Here is a 16299-nt window from a genome sequence, read left to right as displayed (position 1 = left end):
ACGTCCGCACTTGCTGAGGGCGGCGCCGAAGCGCGCTGCGCTCGGGGGCTCGCTCAAGCCGGCGAACGGGCACCCCCGTACCGCGCACTTCGTACTTCGTACGCTTCACTCAGACGCGCACTCGCCCGCCCTGCCCGTCATCGCGTCAAGCCAAGCCGTCGCCGCCCGATGAGCCTCTACCCCCGCCTCGACGATCTCCTGGAGCTGCGGCACCAGGCGCACACCCTGGGGGTGCCTTCGCATCACCTGGTGAATTCCACCTTCGCCGGGCTCTATGCATCCGTCTTCCGCGGCGCCGGCATCAACTTCGAGGAGGTGCGCGAGTACCGCGAGGGCGATGACATCCGCCACATGGACTGGAAGGTCACCGCCCGCTTCAACGAGCCGCATCTCAAGGTCTTCCGCGAAGAGCGCGAGCGCAGCGTCGTGCTCTGCGTGGACCGCGGGCCGCACATGGGCTTCGGCACCCGCGGCACCTTCAAGTCCGTGCAGGCGGCGCGGGCGGCGGCGCTCATCGGCTGGGCCGCGAGCCGGCTCAACGACCGCGTCGGCGGCATGGCCTTCGGCGACCCCGAGGCGGGTCTGCAGCACTTCCGCCCTGCACGCGGCCGCCGCGCCCTCTGGCAGCTGCTGCGCACCCTCACCCAGCCGGCGGCGGAGCAGGCAGCATCCATCGACTGCCTCGCCGGCGCCCTGCGCCGGGCCACCCGCGGGCTACCGACGGGCTCGCTGGTGTTCGTCATCGCCGACCTGAACCGGGAGGTGCGCGACCTCGAGGGCGTGCTCGGCAACCTGGTGCAGCGCAGCTCCGTGGTGGTGTTGCCGGTGGACGACCCGGCGGACTGGGAGATTCCGGCGATGGGCAGCGTCACCTTCACCGCCACCGACGGCACCCTGGTGGAGATCGACACCGACGACGACGCCGCCGCCAGCGCCTATCGCGACGCCTGGCAGCAGCGCCGCGACACCCTCAAGGCCATGGCCACCCGCCTCAACGTCATCCTGATGCCCATTCGCACCGACCAGGAGATTCATTTGAGCCTGATTCACAGCCTGGAGCAGCGGGCGCGCGCTCGGAGCGTGTAGATGGCACAGCGGATCGGCAAAGTCATGCGAGCGTCAAGGCGCAAGACGCGAAGCTTCCCAAGCCCGCAGTGCGAAGTGCGCGGTGCGCAGTGCGGGGAGCCGGCCGCCCGCCTGAAAGGCTCCCCTTGCCGTACGAGCCGCGGTAGACCCCATCCCGGCAAGCGCATCGACCAAGCAACGAAACGCACCGCACGCCGGACGCTCGGAGCAAGCCGCTCGGCACCGCGCACTGTGCACGAGGTCCCGCACCGCGCACTCCGCACAGCGCACTAAACCCCCATGGACCCCACCCAACTCCGCGACATCCACGTCCAAATGGGCCATCCCTGGTGGCCGCCGGCCCCCGGCTGGTGGATGCTCGCGGGCGCGCTTGTCCTGCTGGGGCTGCTGCTTTGGCGCTACGACCCGCGCTGGCGGCTCTATGTGCCGCTGCCGGTGATCAGCCTCGGCACCTGGCGCTGGGAGGCGGCGCAGGGGCTGCGGGCGCTGCGCAGGCGCCTGGCACAGGAGCCGGTGAAGCCCGTCGCCGCCGAGCTCTCGGAGCTGCTGCGGCGCATCGCCATGGCCCGCCACGGCCGGGCCGCCTGCGCCGGCCTCCACGGTGCGGACTGGCTCGCCTGGCTCACCGCCAACGACCCCCGCGGCTTCGACTGGCGCCGAGACGGCCAGGCCCTGCTCACGGCACCCTATGCCCAGCCGGCGGCGGCCAACACCCAGCGCGAGGCCGTCCGCCGCCTGTTGGAGGCGGCCATGGAATGGGTCGCGGCCCCGGACCCCAAGCCCGAGCGGCGCCGCCACCGCCGCCCATTGCCCGGCTGGCTGCGGCGCCCCGTCGACGGGGCTCGCCAGCGACTGCGGCGGCGCCGGCCGACAACCGATCAGGTCCCGGGTCAGGTCCCAGCGCAGGCGGAGGATGCGGCTTGATGCAAGACCCAGGCGCACGATGATGCTGTTCGAATTCCAATGGCCCTGGCTCGCACTGCTGCTGCCGCTGCCGCTGCTGTTGCCGCTGCTCTGGCGTGAGCGCCCGCCGCAAACGGGGGATACCCCGCGCGAGGAACAGCTGGAAGGCGAGCGCATCACCCTGCTGCATCCGCACATCGAGCAGCTGCGCACGGCCTATCAGGCCCGGCGCCCGCGCCGGCAGCTGGCGGGCTGGCTCTACCGGGCCCTTTTGCACCTAGTGTGGATCGGCCTGGTGCTGGCTTTGATGCGCCCGCAATGGCTGGTGCCGCACACCGAAGTCTCGGCACCGGGCTATGACCTGATGCTCGCCGTGGACGCCTCCCATTCCATGGATGCCCTGGACTTCACCGATCAGGGACAGCAGGTGAGCCGCATGCAGGTGGTCAAGGGCGTGATGGGGCGTTTCATCGACGAGCGCGCCGGCGATCGCATCGGGCTCATCATCTTCGGCAGCGGCGCCTACGTGCTCTCGCCGCTCACCATCGACCGCGCCGCAGTGCACATGCTGCTGGAGCGCGTGGTGCCGAGCATCGCCGGCGGCAGCACGGCCCTGGGTGACGCGGTGGCGCTGGGGGTGAAGAAGCTGCGCGACCGCCCGCCGGGCTCACGGGTGATGATCCTGGTCGCCGACGGCGACAACACCGCCGGCAACTTCCAGCCTTTGGAATCGGCCCAGCTGGCGCGCATGGCCGGCGTGCGCATCTATGTCATCGGCGTCGGCAGCAACCAGGAGCGCATCCCGATCCTGCACGAGGGCCAGATCGAATACTGGGACGACCTGACCATGGACGAAGACACCCTGCAGCGCCTCGCGGAAGTCACCGGCGGCGCCTACTTCCGCGCTACCGACACCCGCGCGCTGGAGGAGATCAGCCGGCGTATCGCCGAGCTGGAAAAGACCGAGAGCGAGACCCGCACGGCCTATCTGCCGGAGCCGCTGTACCGCTGGCCGCTGGGGCTGTCGCTGGCGGCGCTGCTGGGGCTCGGCTTGTTCCCGGAGGGCCGCCGGCGCTTCATCGTCCGCCAGGCCAGCAGCTGAGCCCGGAGTCGAGCCCCAGCGTCGAGACCGGAGCCGAGACCGGAGCCGAGCAAGACGCTAGCCGGCAGCACAAGACAGCACGCAGTATCCGCTGACACGAGGAGCATGAACGAAACCGGCTTCCATTTTGCCCAGCCCGCCTGGCTCTGGGGGGTCCTGGTGCTGCCCGCCGTCGCCTGGTGGCTCTGGCGCAGCGCCGCCCGCGCCGCCAAGGCACCAGTGCATCGCTATGCGGACCCGCAGCTGCTGCCGCACCTGGCGGGCAGCCGAGCGCTGGCGGGTACGGAGCGCTGGGGGCGCTTTTTCGCCTGGGCGGCCCTCTGGCTGCTGCTGCTCACGGCCATGGCCGGCCCGCGGTGGGACTACACCGATGTCCGCCTCTTTCAGCCCGGCGACAACCTGTTAATCCTGCTCGATATCTCCCGTTCCATGGCGACCGACGACGTCGCCCCCAGCCGCCTCGGCCGCGCCCGCCAGGAGATCCAGGACCTGATCATGCAGAACCGGCGCCTTCGGCTTGGCCTCGTCGCCTTTGCCTCCTCGCCGCACGTGGTGGCACCGGTCACCGAGGACAGCCGGACCATCCTGCTGGCACTGCCGGCGCTGGCTACGGACCTGGCCCGCCTCCAGGGCAGCCGCCTGCACGCGGCGCTGGACCGCGCGGAGATCCTGCTGGATTCCCTGCCGGCGGAAAGCGCCCGCTCCCTGCTGTTGATCAGCGACGGCGACTTCGACGAGACCGGCCTCACCGAGCGCGTCGCTGCACTCGCCGACACCGGCGTCGCCGTGCATGTGCTCGGCATGGGCACCGAGGGCGGCGGCGAGGTGCCCGGGCCCCGCGGCTCGCCGCTGGTGGGCCCCGACGGCGAGCCGGTGCGCTCCGCGCTGGACGAAGACCGGCTCCAGGCCCTGGCGGCCGCCGGCGGCGGCCTCTACCGGGAGGCCGACTACCGCGACAGCGACACCCTGGACATCCTGGACGCCGCCGCCCGCAGCAAGCTGCCGCCCCAGGCAACCGACGAGCGCACCCGCGTCTGGCACGAGCGCTTCTACTTGCCCGTCGCGCTGCTGCTGCTCCTGTTGCTGCCGCGCTTCAAGGGCCGCGCCCGGTCCCAATTGCCGCCGCCTGCGCAGGCGCCGGCAACGCCACAGCGGAGCGCAGCCGCACCGCGCCAGGAGAAGAAGGCATGAGTGCACGCAGCGCTCTGTTGCTCCTGGCGCTGGCGCTGCTGGGTGCCGGCATGAGTCAGGCGGGCCTGTTCCGCAACACCGAGCAGGCCGCCATGGAGCGCTTCCGCAGCGGTGACTACACGGCCGCCGCCGAGGGCTTCGACGACGCCTACCGCCGCGGCGTGGCCCTGTATCGCGCCGGCGAGTATCGAGCCGCCGAGGTGGCCTTCGCCGACGCCGACCGCGACGCCGTGCGCACCACCGCGCGCTACAACCTCGGCAATGCCCGCTTCAAGCAGGGCGACTACACCGGCGCCATCGACGCCTACGAAGACGTCCTCGCCGAAGATCCCGGCCACGCCGACGCCCATTTCAACCTCACCCTCGCCCGCGCCCTGCTCGCGAAGCTGGAGCAGCAGGCCTTCCAGGAGGAGGCCGAGCCGGAGGAGCCGGAGCCCGAGCCCGAATCGGAGCCGGAAGAGGAGCAAGAGGCATCCGAGCAGGAGCCACAGCAGGATCAGGAACAGGACCAACAGCAGAGCCAGTCCGAGGAACAGGAATCGGAGCAGCAACAAGAGCAGCAAGCCTCCGAGCAGCAGCAGGGCGAGGAACAACAGGAACAGCAGGGCGAGCCAGAGCAGGAACAGGAACAGGAACAGGAACAGGAGGGCGGAGAGCAGCAGGAACAGCAGCAACAGGGCGGCGAGCAACAGGAGCAGCAACAGGCGGGCGGGGAGCAACAGGACGAGCAGCAGGCGGGTCAGCAGCAGTCCGACAGCGACGCCGGCGGCGGCGAGGGGCAGGACGAGGCCGGCAGCGCTGGCAAAGAGACCGACGAGCGCCGCGGCGCCGAGGGCGACGAAGCCGAAGGCCAGACCGGCGGCGACGAGGACACCGACCGCGAGGACGGCGAGCGCGAGGAGACCCCTGCAGACGGCGGCGACGAGACCGAAGACGACGATGCCGAGGGCGGCGACCGTGAGCTGCGCGATGACGCCGACGGCGCCATGGACCAGGACCGCACCGAGGGCGAGGCCGAGCGCGGCGGCACCGAAGGCGGCGACGAAGAAGGCCGCGCCGCCGGCGAGTACGAGGACAGCCTGATGCCCGCCGCCGGCGACGAAGAGCCGCCCGAGCCGGGCGATGAAAGCGGCGGCGGCGAGGAGCCGTCCGAGCCCGAGCGCCCCGGTGACGAGGTCCGCCCCGACAGCGAAGAGGCGGGCACCGGCGCCGACGAGCGCGGACGGGATCGCCCACGCGCCGGCGGCGACGGCGCAGACGACCCAAGCCCGCCCGACATGGATGACCTGACCGGCGACCGCCAGGCCGTGGAGCGCTTCGACCAGCTGGCTGAACAGCCCTGGGCCGGCCTCGGGCCCGACGCAGACAGCAGCCAGTCCCCGGCCCTCGGCGGCGAACAGATGCTCGGCCCGGGCATGGCCATCATGGAGCAGCGCCTGGAGCAGGTGGAGGGCGACCCCTCTATGCTGCTGCGCAATCAATTCATCCTGGAGGACATGCGCCTGATCCGCGAGACCGACGGCCGCGTGCAGGAGAGTCGACCATGGTAGGGGCCCTACGCACCGTCGGCGCTGTTCGTCAGTGCAACCATCGGCACGGCCCTGGCTGCCAGGCTCCCGAGGCCGAGGAAGCATTGCTTACCGGCCCCTCGCAGGTGCTTCGGCGTAGGTCGGGCCGACGCCTGGAGGCCCGACAATCCGGCGGCGACAGTAAACGCCGCGTCGGACTTCGTGCCTCAGTCCGACCTACGGCAGATTCTTGCCCAGTCTCTCGGACGTCGGCGCAAAGACGGACGCTCTGTCTCCCGGGGCCATTGTCTCGATACGGCCGAAGCGCTGAACAAGACCCCACCGCCGATACCGAACGCAGGCAGACACCTTTGGCACAGACCAGCTGGGTGCGGCTGTTCCTTGGCGTCGTCGTGCTCCTCGTGTGCGCAAACATCGCGGTGGCGCAACCGCCCTACCAAACCTGGCAGTTCCGCCCCACGGAGCCGAGCAACGCCCGCGGCGTGCCGCCCCGACCCGGCATGCAGCCCTCGGGGCAGCCCCAAGGCCAGCCGGGCAGCCAAGCCCAAGGCCCCGGCGCGGGCTCGGCCTATGGGCGGCCTGCCTGGCCGGGCTACCCGCCAGGCGCCCCACCGCGCCAGGGTCAAGCACCGCCGGGCGGGATGCCCTATCAGCAGGGTCCGGCCTTCGGCCGGCCGCCAAGCCAACAGCCGTCCGCGAGCCCCTATCAAGGGCGGTCCTATCAGCCGGCACAACCGTCGCGGGGCGGCGGCTGGTACGGACCCCGCGGCGGCCTGACCCCCGGGCGCCCGCAGCTCGAAGTACAGGTGAGCGAGCGCGAGCCCTATGTGCAGCAGAACGTGCTGGTGCGCCTGCGAGTGGTGAGCGCCGGCAACCTCGCCACCGCCTCGCCGGACCTCGCCGGCATCGAGGACGCCCTGTTCAAGCAGCTGGACGGCCCCATCACCAGCACCCGCGGCGCCGCCGGCAATCAGGAAATCGTCAACGAGTACGTGCTCGCCATGACCCCGCTGCGCGCCGGCCCCGTGGAGATCGGCCCGCTCAAGGTCAGCGGCACCCTGGCCGGCGGCGTGCCCTTCGAGGCGGTGGCCCGCCAGCCCATCGCGCTGGATGTACGCCCGCCCATGCCGTCCGTGCGCCCGTGGCTGCCGCTGCGCAGCCTGCGCATCGACGCCGAGCTGACCGAGGCCGATGCCATGGCCCGCGGCCGCCCGGCGACGCTCACGGTGGAGCTGGAGGCCGAGGGCGCCGCAGGCGACCAACTGCCCTCGCCGGAGGCGATGCTCCGCTCCGAGGATTTCCGCGTCTACCGCGAGCAGACGGTCACCGACACCCGCCTCGCCGACAGCGGCCGCAACCTCGTGGGCAAGCGCATCGAGGTCTATACACTGGTGCCCCAATCCGGCGGGCGCATGCAGCTGCCGGAGCTGCGCTTAGCCTGGTGGAATGTCGAGACCGCCAGCCGCGAGGCCTCATCGGTGCCCATCCGTGTCTTCGACGTCGCCGGCAAGTCCGGCCCCTTCGGCTTTTCCGCCGCCGCCGACAGCCGCGCCGGCGAGGACTGGCAGAAATACTGGCTGCCCGTGGCCGGCCTGGCGCTGCTGCTCATCGGCTACTGGGGCGGCGTCTGGCTGCGTGGGCGCGTGCCCGCCGGCGAGCGCGGACCCGTTTGGCCGCGGATGAAGCGCCTGGCGACAGCGGGCATCGGGCTCACCGGGCGCGGACTCGCCGCCGCCGGCCGCGCCCTGAGCCCCAGGCCGCTGCTGCGGCGGCTGCGGGCTGCCGTCGCCGCCCTCGCCCCGCCGAGTACGCGCGTCTATCAATGCGCCAAGGCCGCCGACGCAGCGCAGGACCCGGCGGCCTGGTGCCAGGCCTTCCAGCAGCAGGCCTGCCGGCGCCTCGCCGCCGAGGCCCGGGAGCCCCTGCCGCGCATGGCGGACCGCATCACGGCGCTGCGACCGGGCGCCGACCGGGCGCGCGTCGAGGCCCTGATGCAGGAGCTGGACCGCGCCCTCTACCACCAGGGCCACATCGACTTCCGGCGCTGGAAGCGACACTTCCGTCGCGCGCTGCGCCCGGGTGTCGGCACCCTGGGCAGCCTGCTGCCCGGTCGCGTCCACCGCGCCCGACTGCCGGCGCTGAACCCGCGCCCGGCTGGCTAAACACCGCCGCAAACAGACCTGCCAGGAGCCATCATGCCTCAGACCTCACCCAAGCTCGCCGGACTGGCCACGGCCTCGTTACTGGTGCTCGCCGCGTCCGCGCCCGCTGCCGGCGACTCCGTAGAGGAGCAGATTCGCCAGGGACTGGAGCTCTACCAAACCGGCGAGCTCGGCGCGGCGATCACGGAGCTGGAATTCGCAATCAGCGACATTCGCAAAGCCATGTCCGGGCGTTTGGCCGACACCTTCCCAGAGCCGCCCGCCGGGTGGACCGCCGACGCTGCGGCGTCCTCGTCAGAGGCGGCCGGCGCCGCCGCCATGTTCGGCGGGGCGATGGGAACCATGCTCGAGCGTACCTACAGCCAGGAAGACGGAGCAGGAACGCTCACGGCCGCGCTGATGATCGACAACCCGATGGTCCAAGGCATGGCCGCGCTCCTGAACAATCCCATGCTGATGTCGGCCCAGCCGAACACCGAGCGCCTGCGCGTGGGCCGAGAGACCGGCATGCTCAAATGGGAGCCGGACAATGCCAGCGCCGAAGCGACACTGATGCTCGACGGCCGGATCATGATGCAGGTGAAAGGCGACAACCTCGACTCACCGGACGTCGCCGCCGACCTGCTCAAGGCCTGGGACATCGAGGCCGTGCGCGCGGGAGCCGCACGCTGACGCCTGGGTCAGACACCCGGGAATCGCCGACTCCCGGGCGCGACCACCGACCCCGCGACGCGCGCAGCCTCTGCCCGTGCTGGTCCGATAGACCGCGGCCCAGCCGAGCACGCGGCAGGTGTTACGTAAGCTGCCAACAAAAAACGGCGCCGCCTGCGCAAGCAAGCGGCGCCGTCTGCGTGGCGCACTGCGGCGCGCACAGGGCGCGCAAAGGGCGCGCCGGCATCGTATTGGGCTCAGCCCTGATGCGGGCGCCGGATTCCGTTGGGGGGTGAGCCTCAGGCAGGCTTGCGGAAGTGCATCACGCCCCAGGAGAGGTAGCCGTTGCTGCCGGCGTCCACCCAGTGCTGAAGGCCTTGGAGCATGCGGTCGATGTAGGCGTCGGAGACCTTGCCGGTCAGGGACTCACGCTCGGCGCGCAGCACGGCGGCGACGCGGCCGTAGTGGTTCACCAGCTGCTCGGTCATGTCGACGATCTCGACCTCTTCCCAGCCCAGGCGCCGGGCCTGCTCGCGGTAGAAGGCGAAGGAGCCGAGGCTGGAGAGATGGATGCGGTCCAGCACCGGCTGCAGCACGCCCTCGGGGCAGTCGTCCGCCTGCATCGGGTCGGTGAAGACGAATTCGCCGCCGGGCTTCAGCACCCGGTCCACCTCGTCCATGACCTTGTCCCGGTGACCGGAATGCAGGATGGCGTCCTGGGACCAGGCGGCGTCGAAGCTGCTGTTCTCGGCGGGCACCTGCTCGAAGCTGCCGTCGACCACTTCGATGAGGTTGTCGACGCCCTGCTCCCGGTTCATCTGGCGGTCGCGCTCGTTCTCCGCCTCGCTCAGGTTCAGAGCCAGCACGTGGCAGCCGTACTGCTTGGCCAGCCAGCGCGCGGCGCCGCCGTAGCCGGCGCCGAGGTCCACCACCCGCGCACCGGGCGCGGACGCCTTGTCCTGGATGCGCTCGGCCATGAAGGCCACCGTGCGCTCGGAGGCATCCTTGATGGCATCCTCGGGCCCCTGGTAGAGACCGATATGGATGTCCTCACCGCCCCAGACGTGGTAATAGAAGTTGTCCGCGTCCTCGCTGTTGTAGTAATCGCGGGCGGTCTGGACGACGTCTGAGTAGTCTGCCTGCGCTTGGCTCGTCTGGGCACTCATATCAAGACACCTCCCGGTATTCCTTCTCGGCAACGTGAATGAAGAAGTCCGGCTCCGCCTCGCGGTAGGTCTCCTGGAAGTCGCCGTAGGTGTCAACGCGCTGGAAGCCCACCTCGCGCATCAGGCCCTGCATGTAGCGCTTGCGCAGCGGGAACATGTTCAGATGGAACTCGGAGCCGTCGTTGAAGCTGTACTTGAACCGCGCCAGGCTGTCGTCGACATGCTCCGGCTCGGCGCGGACGTTGTCGCCGCAGTAGTAGAAGTTGTGCGTCGGCTGCACCTGGTGATCCAGCAGCGCGTCGTAGTTGCGCTGGTCCAGGATCAGCACGCCGTCGTGCTTGAGCGTGGCGTAGAACTCGGCGAGCGCCTTGCGGCGGTCGTTGTCGTCGTGCAGGTGCGTAAAGGAGTTGCCGAGGCAGATCACGGCGTCGTAGAGGTCGTGCACACTGCGGTTCAGCCAGCGCCAGTCGGCATGGATGGTACGCAGGATATGACCTTGGCGGCGGGCGTTCTCGAAGGCCTTGGCCAGCATGACGGGGCTGCCGTCGGCGCTGGTGACCTCGAAGCCGGCCTTGAGCAGCTGCACGGAGTGATAGCCGGTACCGGTGGCGACATCGAGCACCTTCTTGGCCCCGCGCTCACGCAGCTGCTGGATGAAGAACTGGCCTTCGGCGGCGGAGCGGCCGTCCCAGTCGATGAGCTCGTCCCACTTGTCGACGAAGGACTCGACATACTCTTCCTGATACTTTTCGGACTCGCGCACGGCGAGGGGATCTTCGCCGTAGTCCTGGTGTTTGGGGATCTCGGTCCGCAGTGGCGGTTGCATGAGGCTCGTCCTCTCGGTGTCGGTTGGCGGGTAGCCGGGCGTCGTGACTTTGCTGCCGGCGCAGGCGCTGGCGCCGAGCCGCGTGGCTCACCGCTGGCTCGGGACACTGGAAAGTGCGTCCGGCCGCTGGCGGCATGGCGTCCATCGCACCGGTTTCTCGGTGCGCTCAGCGTGCGGTGCAAGACGGGCTATGCCCGGGGGTGTGCGGCGTACAGCGCATCCAATGCATGGCCGCCGCCGGGTTGAGAATCTCTAGCATACTACTTAGAACCCGAATGAGTGCAAGCCCAAAACCGGCATCAGCCCCGCAAAAAAGCCTGATGTTTTCAGAGTTTTTGTATTTTGATCAAATGCTTGTGCGGATTTTCGCCGTAGACCCAACAACCGGGATTATTTTGTGAGCGAAAGATTACGATCTCAGCAGGAGCCGCCGCCGGGCGGTGACGGGCGCAAAAGCAACACCGACCGCACCGACGAAGTGCTCGTGGCGCTGCGGCGCGTCATCCGCGCTGTGGACCTGCACTCGCGTGCACTGGTGCGCAGCCACGGTCTCACGGCGCCCCAGGCGCTGGTGCTGAAGGAGATCGCCGCCGCCGGCGAGCTGCCGGTGGGCGGCGTCGCCCAGCGCGTCAACCTGAGCCACGCCACCATCACGGACATCGTCAACCGCCTGGAGCGACGAGGCCTGGTGGTTCGCGCCCGCAGCGAAACAGACCGCCGGCGGGTGCTGGTGCGCGCTACCCCGGAGGCCTCGCAGACCCTCAAGCGCGCACCTCCACTGCTGCAAGACGCCTTCGCCGCGCGCTTCGCCAAGCTGGCGGACTGGGAGCAGACCCTGCTCTTGGCCTCCCTTCAGCGCATCGCCGCGCTGATGGACGCCGAGCGCCTGGAGGCCGCACCCGTCCTCGCCGCCGGCACCGTCGAAGAAGCAGCGGAAGCCCCTGCGGGCACCGATGGCGCCGAGGATGAGCCGGGAACCCTGTGAGCCACCCTTAGACGGGGCTCATCGGCGCCGTCTCCGCGCCCATCCCCCGGTACCGCCCCTCGCAAGGTCGTCAGCACACGCCGCGCAGCCGACGCGCCGGCCGCCGGCGAGCCAATGAGCCTAACAAGAGCAGTTAGGCACAAAGCACGCGAAAACCGTCCCCATATCTTGGCGTTACCGTCTTGCCTCTACCGCGGAAACCCATTCCGCCTGTGCAGGGTCTCACTGACATTCGCCGTAACACGATACACAGGTGCCGCATGTACAAGATCACGAGCCTGTTGCTCGGTTTGCTCCTAACAGCCCCCTTGGCGGCCATGGCCGGGACGGAGTCCATCGTTCTCGGTATGGGCTGCTTCTGGGGCGCCGAGAAGCGCATGGCCGAAGTGCCAGGCGTCGTCGACGTGGAATCCGGCTATGCCGGCGGCGATGCGAAACGGGTCGGCTACCGCGACGTGCTGAGCCTGGAGCGCGCCATTCAGCGCGGGCGCAGCGACCAGCGCAACCACGCCGAGGTGGTGAAGGTGACGTTCGACCCCGGCGAGGTGTCGCTGAAAGAAGTCCTCATCGCCTTTTGGGAGAGCCACGACCCCACCCAGGGCGACCGCCAAGGCAACGACGTCGGCAGCAATTACCGCAGCGCCGTCTACACCAATGCCTCGGAGCAGCGCGCCGTCGCCATCGCCACCCGCGATGCCTATCAGGAGGCGCTGACGGCGGCCGGCTATGGGCCCATCACCACCGAGATCGCCCCGCTCAAGCACTACAACCGTGCCGAGCGCTATCACCAAGACTACCTGGTGAAGAACCCGAACGGCTATTGCGGGCTCGGCAGCACCGATGTCGCCTACCCCGGCGAGCCCCAACGCCCCAAGCCGGCGGTGCTGAGCGCGGCCGACCTGAGCCGCGAGCGCCAGCTCATCGTCTTCGAGGCCAAGGACTGCCCCTTCTGCGAGCGCTTCCGTGCCGAAGTGCTTGACGACTGGTCGTCCGAGGTACCGGTGGCGACCACCGAAGCCACTGAGGCGCCCGCTGGGTGGGAGTTGGGTAAGGCCCTGTTCGCGACGCCCACCATGGTGCTCTTCGAGGACGGCCGGGAGGTCTCGCGCTACACCGGCTACAAGGGCGACAAAGCACGGTTCTGGAAGTGGCTCGGGCAGCGGCTGCTGACCCCGGAGCAGCGACGCATCGCCTTCGAACAGGGCACCGAGCGCCCCTTTACCGGCTCCCATCTGGATGAGACGCGCCCCGGCGTTTTCGTGGACCCCATCACCGGCGCGCCGCTGTTTCGCACCGATGCCAAGTTCAAGAGCGGCACCGGCTGGCCCAGCTTCTTCCAGCCCGTGGAGGGTGCCATCACCCTGCACGAGGACAATGCCCACGGCATGCGCCGCATCGAGGTCCGCAGCGCCAGCTCCGGTATCCACCTCGGCCATGTCTTCAACGACGGCCCGGCGCCCACCGGCAAGCGCTACTGCATCAACGGCAATGTGCTGGCGTTCGTGCCGGATTAGCGGCGTCAACCGCCACGCCGCCGCGCGCGGCCTGCGCGGCGCGGCTCGACGGGCACATTGACCGGGCGCGACTCGATCACTAACCTCCGCGGCCTTGAAGCAGGGGCGGAGCTAGACAGAGGTGCCGAAGACAACACGCTGCATGCAGGTGCCCGGCGTTGCCCCGGCAGCCGCTCAGCCCACCATTTTGTACGTCACGCGCCCAAGCGCACGCGCGCCGAAGACGCGAATGCTGGTCTGGCTCGCCGTTTATTTGGCCCTCTGCCTGCACTGCACACTGGCGGGGGCCGGCACCCTCCCCGCCATCCCGCCGGAGCAGAATCCGCTGCGCCCGCCGGATACCTCGAGCCCGCGGGCGACGCTCGAGAGTCTCATCGACAACATGGAGCGGGCCTATGCCGAGGCGCAGGAGAGCAAGTGGCCTGAGCGAGAGACCCGGCTGCTGCTGCGCCGGGCGGTGCGCACCCTCGACCTGAGTGATGCGCCGCGAACCCTGGCGGAGGATATCGGCATGGAAGCCGCCCTCTACCTGAAGGAGATCATCGACCGAGTCGGCGTGCCGCCTTTAGCCACTGTCCCGGACCGGCAAATCGTGGACGATGATGAGCTGGTCAAGTGGCGGCTGCCGAACACGGAGATCGTGATCGCGAAGGTCGATAGCGGGCCGCGGACCGGCGAGTGGCTTTTCACACCGGCCACGGTGGACCAGGCGCAGGGCTTTTTCGAGCGAGTCGTACACCTGCCCTACCGCCCCGGAGCGACACCCCGAATCTTCGCTGCCTACAGCATGACCCCGGGCGCCGGCCTCAGCCTGTACTGGGCAGAGAGCCTGCCGCGCTGGCTCGGTCGCGACCTGCTGGGTCAAACGCTCTGGCAATGGTTGGCGGGCCTCGGCGCGCTGTTGCTGGGGCTGCTGCTCGGCGTTGGCCTCTACCGCTTGGGCCGCCGCGCCGACAAGCGCCGCGGCAGCAAGTCTCAGAGCGGAGACCAGCCCAGCCGGCGCGGCACCATTCTGGCGCTGGTGTTTGCGCTTGCGGTGGCGATCGGTGTCGAGACCGTCATCGACGATGTCGTGAACTTCACCGGCGGCATGCTGGTGCTGAGCTCAAGACTGTTCGTGATTCTGACCTACGCGCTAGTGGGCTGGGTCGCCGTCCTGCTGCTGACGCAGATCCCGGAGGTCATTATCCGCTCCCGACGGCTTCGTCCACGCGGAGTCGACAGTCAGCTGCTGCGGCTGGGCTTCAAGCTTCTGGCGTTGATCACGATCGCGGCGCTCATCATCGACGGTGCGGACAAGCTTGGCCTGCCAGCCTATTCGGTGATCACGGGCTTGGGCGTGGGCGGGTTGGCGGTGGCGCTGGCAGCGCGAGAGACAATCGCGAACCTACTGGGCTCACTGGCGATCATGCTGGATCGGCCGTTTCGCATCGGCGACTGGATCCGCATCGGCGACGACGAAGGCACCGTGGAAGACATCGGCTTCCGCAGTACCCGCATCCGGACCTTCTACGATTCTCTGCTTTCCATCCCCAACGCCACCACCGTGAACGCGGCAATCGACAACATGGGGCAGCGCCAATTTCGCCGCGTCTATACCCGGCTCAACCTGCGCTACGACACGCCGCCGGCGCAGATCGAAGCCTTTCTCGAGGGCTGTAAAGCGATCATCCGCGCGAATCCGGCAACGCGAAAGGACTACTTTCACGTCGTGCTCAACGACTACGGCCCCCACAGCCTCAGCGTCATGCTGTATTTCTTCCTCGACGTGCCGGACTGGTCGGTGGAGTTGGTGGAACGCCAGCGTGTGCTCATCGAGGTGTTGCGACTCGCGCGCAAGCTCGGCTTGGAGCTCGCCTTCCCGACGCAGACCCTCGAAGTGGAGCGCCTCCCGGGTCATCCACCAACCGCCGTGGACCCACCCGCCGACGAAGAGCTCGCCGCGGTGGCGAAGAGCTTCGGCGCCGGCGGCAGCGCCGCAAGGCCGCGGGGACTCGGCCTGTTCACGCCGCCTACCGAAGAGCGCTGACGCCGACCCGCGCGCGAGCCGACGCGCTGCCTGACGATGGCACCGGCCGCATGCAACCGCTCTTGGCCATCGCCGGCAATGGCGCCCCCGGCGTTACTCGAAGATCCAGGCGTCCGTCGCCCGCTCCCAGCTCACCAGCTCTTCCGGCTGGAACCACAGCGCGACCTCGCGGGCGCCGTTCTCCGGGGAGTCGGAGCCGTGGGCCAGATTGCGGCCCACGTCCATGCCGTAGTCGTGACGGATGCTGCCGGGGGCGGCCTCGGACGGCTTGGTGGCGCCGAGGGTCTGGCGCACGGCGCCGACCGCGTTCTTGCCCTCCCACGCCATGGCCAGCACCGGGGCGCTGGTGATGTAGTCGATCAGGCCGGGGTAGAAGGGCTTGTCCTTGAGCTCGGCGTAGTGCTCGGCGGCGAGCTCCTGCGAGACTTGCATGAACTTGGCACCGACGAGCTTCAGGCCGCGGCGCTCCAGGCGGGCGACAATCTCGCCGACGAGGCCGCGCTGGACGCCGTCGGGCTTCACCATGACGAAGGTCTGTTCCATGAATGGCTCCTGTGTGGAATGGGCCTGTCGGGCGGACAGGCAGGGACGCGAATGCGGTGCGGTGCGGTGCGGTGCGGATGCGACCGCGGGCGGCGCGGATGATAGCCGCCCCGGCGCAGGCTGTCGCGGTGGAAGCCGTCCATCGCGGCAAGGATGCCGCTCCCACAGCTCAACTGCCGCCCGTGGGAGCGGCCTCTGGCCGCGACGACTTCCAGCGCGCCGGCACCAATCCGTCGCGGCAGGGATGCCGCTCCCGCAGCTCAACTGCCGCCCGTGGGAGCGGCCTCTGGCCGCGACGTCTTCCAGCGCGCCGGCACCAATCCGTCGCGGCAAGGATGCCGCTCCCACAGCTCAATTGCCGCCCGATAGGGGTAGGGAAGGCTTGCGCCTCCCCTCCCTCCGAACCGTGCGTGCAGTTCTCCCGCACACGGCTCTCCAGTCGGTTGTTTCCTCATCGGGATTGGCTCGCCGGCAGGAGCAGCATTTCGGGTGATCGACTCCGGGCCAGCGCAGGGGACGCCCGCAGGCGTCGCGTGGACCCCGTTGCCAGGGCCGCCAACATCCGCTCCGTCCACACCGGCGGCTCGACCCGGCGCCACTCGCGTGGCTCGC

At 69.5% G+C, this 16299-nt stretch carries 13 protein-coding genes; 10 read left to right on the top strand and 3 right to left on the bottom strand.

What is annotated here, in order from left to right; translation table 11 throughout:
• The first annotated feature begins 168 nt into the window (after window positions 1-168).
• The 7 genes from CKO31_RS08230 to CKO31_RS08200 all read left to right on the top strand — a co-directional run bounded on the left by CKO31_RS08230 (window position 169) and on the right by CKO31_RS08200 (window position 8645).
• Window positions 169-1086 (top strand): DUF58 domain-containing protein, encoded by a 918-nt coding sequence (locus CKO31_RS08230; protein WP_200235816.1) that lies wholly within the window; start codon window positions 169-171, stop codon window positions 1084-1086.
• A gap of 279 nt (window positions 1087-1365) precedes the next feature.
• A complete protein-coding gene (locus CKO31_RS08225; RefSeq protein WP_200235814.1) occupies window positions 1366-2010 on the top strand; it encodes a DUF4381 domain-containing protein in 645 nt (214 codons plus the stop codon).
• 25 nt (window positions 2011-2035) lie between these two features.
• Complete coding sequence (locus CKO31_RS08220; protein WP_200235938.1) at window positions 2036-3091, top strand: VWA domain-containing protein; 1056 nt, start codon at window positions 2036-2038, stop codon at window positions 3089-3091.
• A 105-nt stretch (window positions 3092-3196) separates the two neighbouring features.
• Window positions 3197-4282 (top strand): vWA domain-containing protein, encoded by a 1086-nt coding sequence (locus tag CKO31_RS08215; RefSeq protein WP_200235812.1) that lies wholly within the window; start codon window positions 3197-3199, stop codon window positions 4280-4282.
• The gene (locus CKO31_RS08210) at window positions 4279-5832 is read left to right on the top strand and encodes a tetratricopeptide repeat protein (RefSeq protein ID WP_200235810.1); all 1554 of its coding nucleotides are present in this window, start codon (window positions 4279-4281) and stop codon (window positions 5830-5832) included. Before CKO31_RS08215 ends, CKO31_RS08210 begins: the two co-directional genes overlap by 4 nt.
• A 329-nt stretch (window positions 5833-6161) precedes the next feature.
• Window positions 6162-7973 (top strand): BatD family protein, encoded by a 1812-nt coding sequence (locus CKO31_RS08205; RefSeq protein WP_200235808.1) that lies wholly within the window; start codon window positions 6162-6164, stop codon window positions 7971-7973.
• A gap of 33 nt (window positions 7974-8006) precedes the next feature.
• A complete protein-coding gene (locus tag CKO31_RS08200) occupies window positions 8007-8645 on the top strand; it encodes a hypothetical protein (protein WP_200235806.1) in 639 nt (212 codons plus the stop codon).
• 278 nt (window positions 8646-8923) lie between these two features.
• On the opposite strand, the gene CKO31_RS08195 is transcribed toward CKO31_RS08200, so the two are convergent.
• The gene (locus CKO31_RS08195) at window positions 8924-9790 is read right to left on the bottom strand and encodes an SAM-dependent methyltransferase (protein WP_200235804.1); all 867 of its coding nucleotides are present in this window, start codon (window positions 9788-9790) and stop codon (window positions 8924-8926) included.
• Between the two features lies 1 nt (window position 9791).
• Window positions 9792-10616 (bottom strand): glycine/sarcosine N-methyltransferase, encoded by an 825-nt coding sequence (locus tag CKO31_RS08190; protein ID WP_200235802.1) that lies wholly within the window; start codon window positions 10614-10616, stop codon window positions 9792-9794.
• Between the two features lie 397 nt (window positions 10617-11013).
• On the opposite strand from CKO31_RS08190, the gene CKO31_RS08185 reads away from it, so the two are divergent.
• From CKO31_RS08185 to CKO31_RS08175, 3 genes are all read left to right on the top strand, one after another.
• The gene (locus CKO31_RS08185; protein WP_200235800.1) at window positions 11014-11601 is read left to right on the top strand and encodes a MarR family winged helix-turn-helix transcriptional regulator; all 588 of its coding nucleotides are present in this window, start codon (window positions 11014-11016) and stop codon (window positions 11599-11601) included.
• Between the two features lie 260 nt (window positions 11602-11861).
• Window positions 11862-13115: a peptide-methionine (S)-S-oxide reductase MsrA gene (msrA, locus tag CKO31_RS08180; protein WP_200235798.1), complete on the top strand. Its 1254-nt coding sequence runs from the start codon at window positions 11862-11864 to the stop codon at window positions 13113-13115.
• A 229-nt stretch (window positions 13116-13344) separates the two neighbouring features.
• Window positions 13345-15144: a mechanosensitive ion channel family protein gene (locus CKO31_RS08175; protein WP_200235796.1), complete on the top strand. Its 1800-nt coding sequence runs from the start codon at window positions 13345-13347 to the stop codon at window positions 15142-15144.
• Between the two features lie 93 nt (window positions 15145-15237).
• Here CKO31_RS08175 and ndk read toward each other — a convergent pair whose 3' ends face one another.
• On the bottom strand, window positions 15238-15687 hold the full coding sequence (gene ndk / locus CKO31_RS08170) for a nucleoside-diphosphate kinase (protein ID WP_200235794.1): 450 nt from the start codon (window positions 15685-15687) through the stop codon (window positions 15238-15240).
• Window positions 15688-16299 lie beyond the last annotated feature (612 nt).

The organism is Thiohalocapsa halophila (genome assembly GCF_016583825.1).
GTDB classification, from domain to species: Bacteria; Pseudomonadota; Gammaproteobacteria; order Chromatiales; family Chromatiaceae; genus Thiohalocapsa; species Thiohalocapsa halophila.
This window is presented reverse-complemented; position numbering and strand designations above follow the sequence as displayed.

Coding starts and splice junctions, on each gene's coding strand:
- CKO31_RS08225 (WP_200235814.1), top strand. CDS start 1,366: ATGGACCCCACCCAACTCCGCGACATCCACGTCCAAATGGGCCATCCC.
- CKO31_RS08230 (WP_200235816.1), top strand. CDS start 169: ATGAGCCTCTACCCCCGCCTCGACGATCTCCTGGAGCTGCGGCACCAG.
- CKO31_RS08200 (WP_200235806.1), top strand. CDS start 8,007: ATGCCTCAGACCTCACCCAAGCTCGCCGGACTGGCCACGGCCTCGTTA.
- CKO31_RS08195 (WP_200235804.1), bottom strand. CDS start 9,790: ATGAGTGCCCAGACGAGCCAAGCGCAGGCAGACTACTCAGACGTCGTC.
- CKO31_RS08190 (WP_200235802.1), bottom strand. CDS start 10,616: ATGCAACCGCCACTGCGGACCGAGATCCCCAAACACCAGGACTACGGC.
- msrA (WP_200235798.1), top strand. CDS start 11,862: ATGTACAAGATCACGAGCCTGTTGCTCGGTTTGCTCCTAACAGCCCCC.
- CKO31_RS08215 (WP_200235812.1), top strand. CDS start 3,197: ATGAACGAAACCGGCTTCCATTTTGCCCAGCCCGCCTGGCTCTGGGGG.
- CKO31_RS08175 (WP_200235796.1), top strand. CDS start 13,345: ATGCTGGTCTGGCTCGCCGTTTATTTGGCCCTCTGCCTGCACTGCACA.
- CKO31_RS08210 (WP_200235810.1), top strand. CDS start 4,279: ATGAGTGCACGCAGCGCTCTGTTGCTCCTGGCGCTGGCGCTGCTGGGT.
- ndk (WP_200235794.1), bottom strand. CDS start 15,687: ATGGAACAGACCTTCGTCATGGTGAAGCCCGACGGCGTCCAGCGCGGC.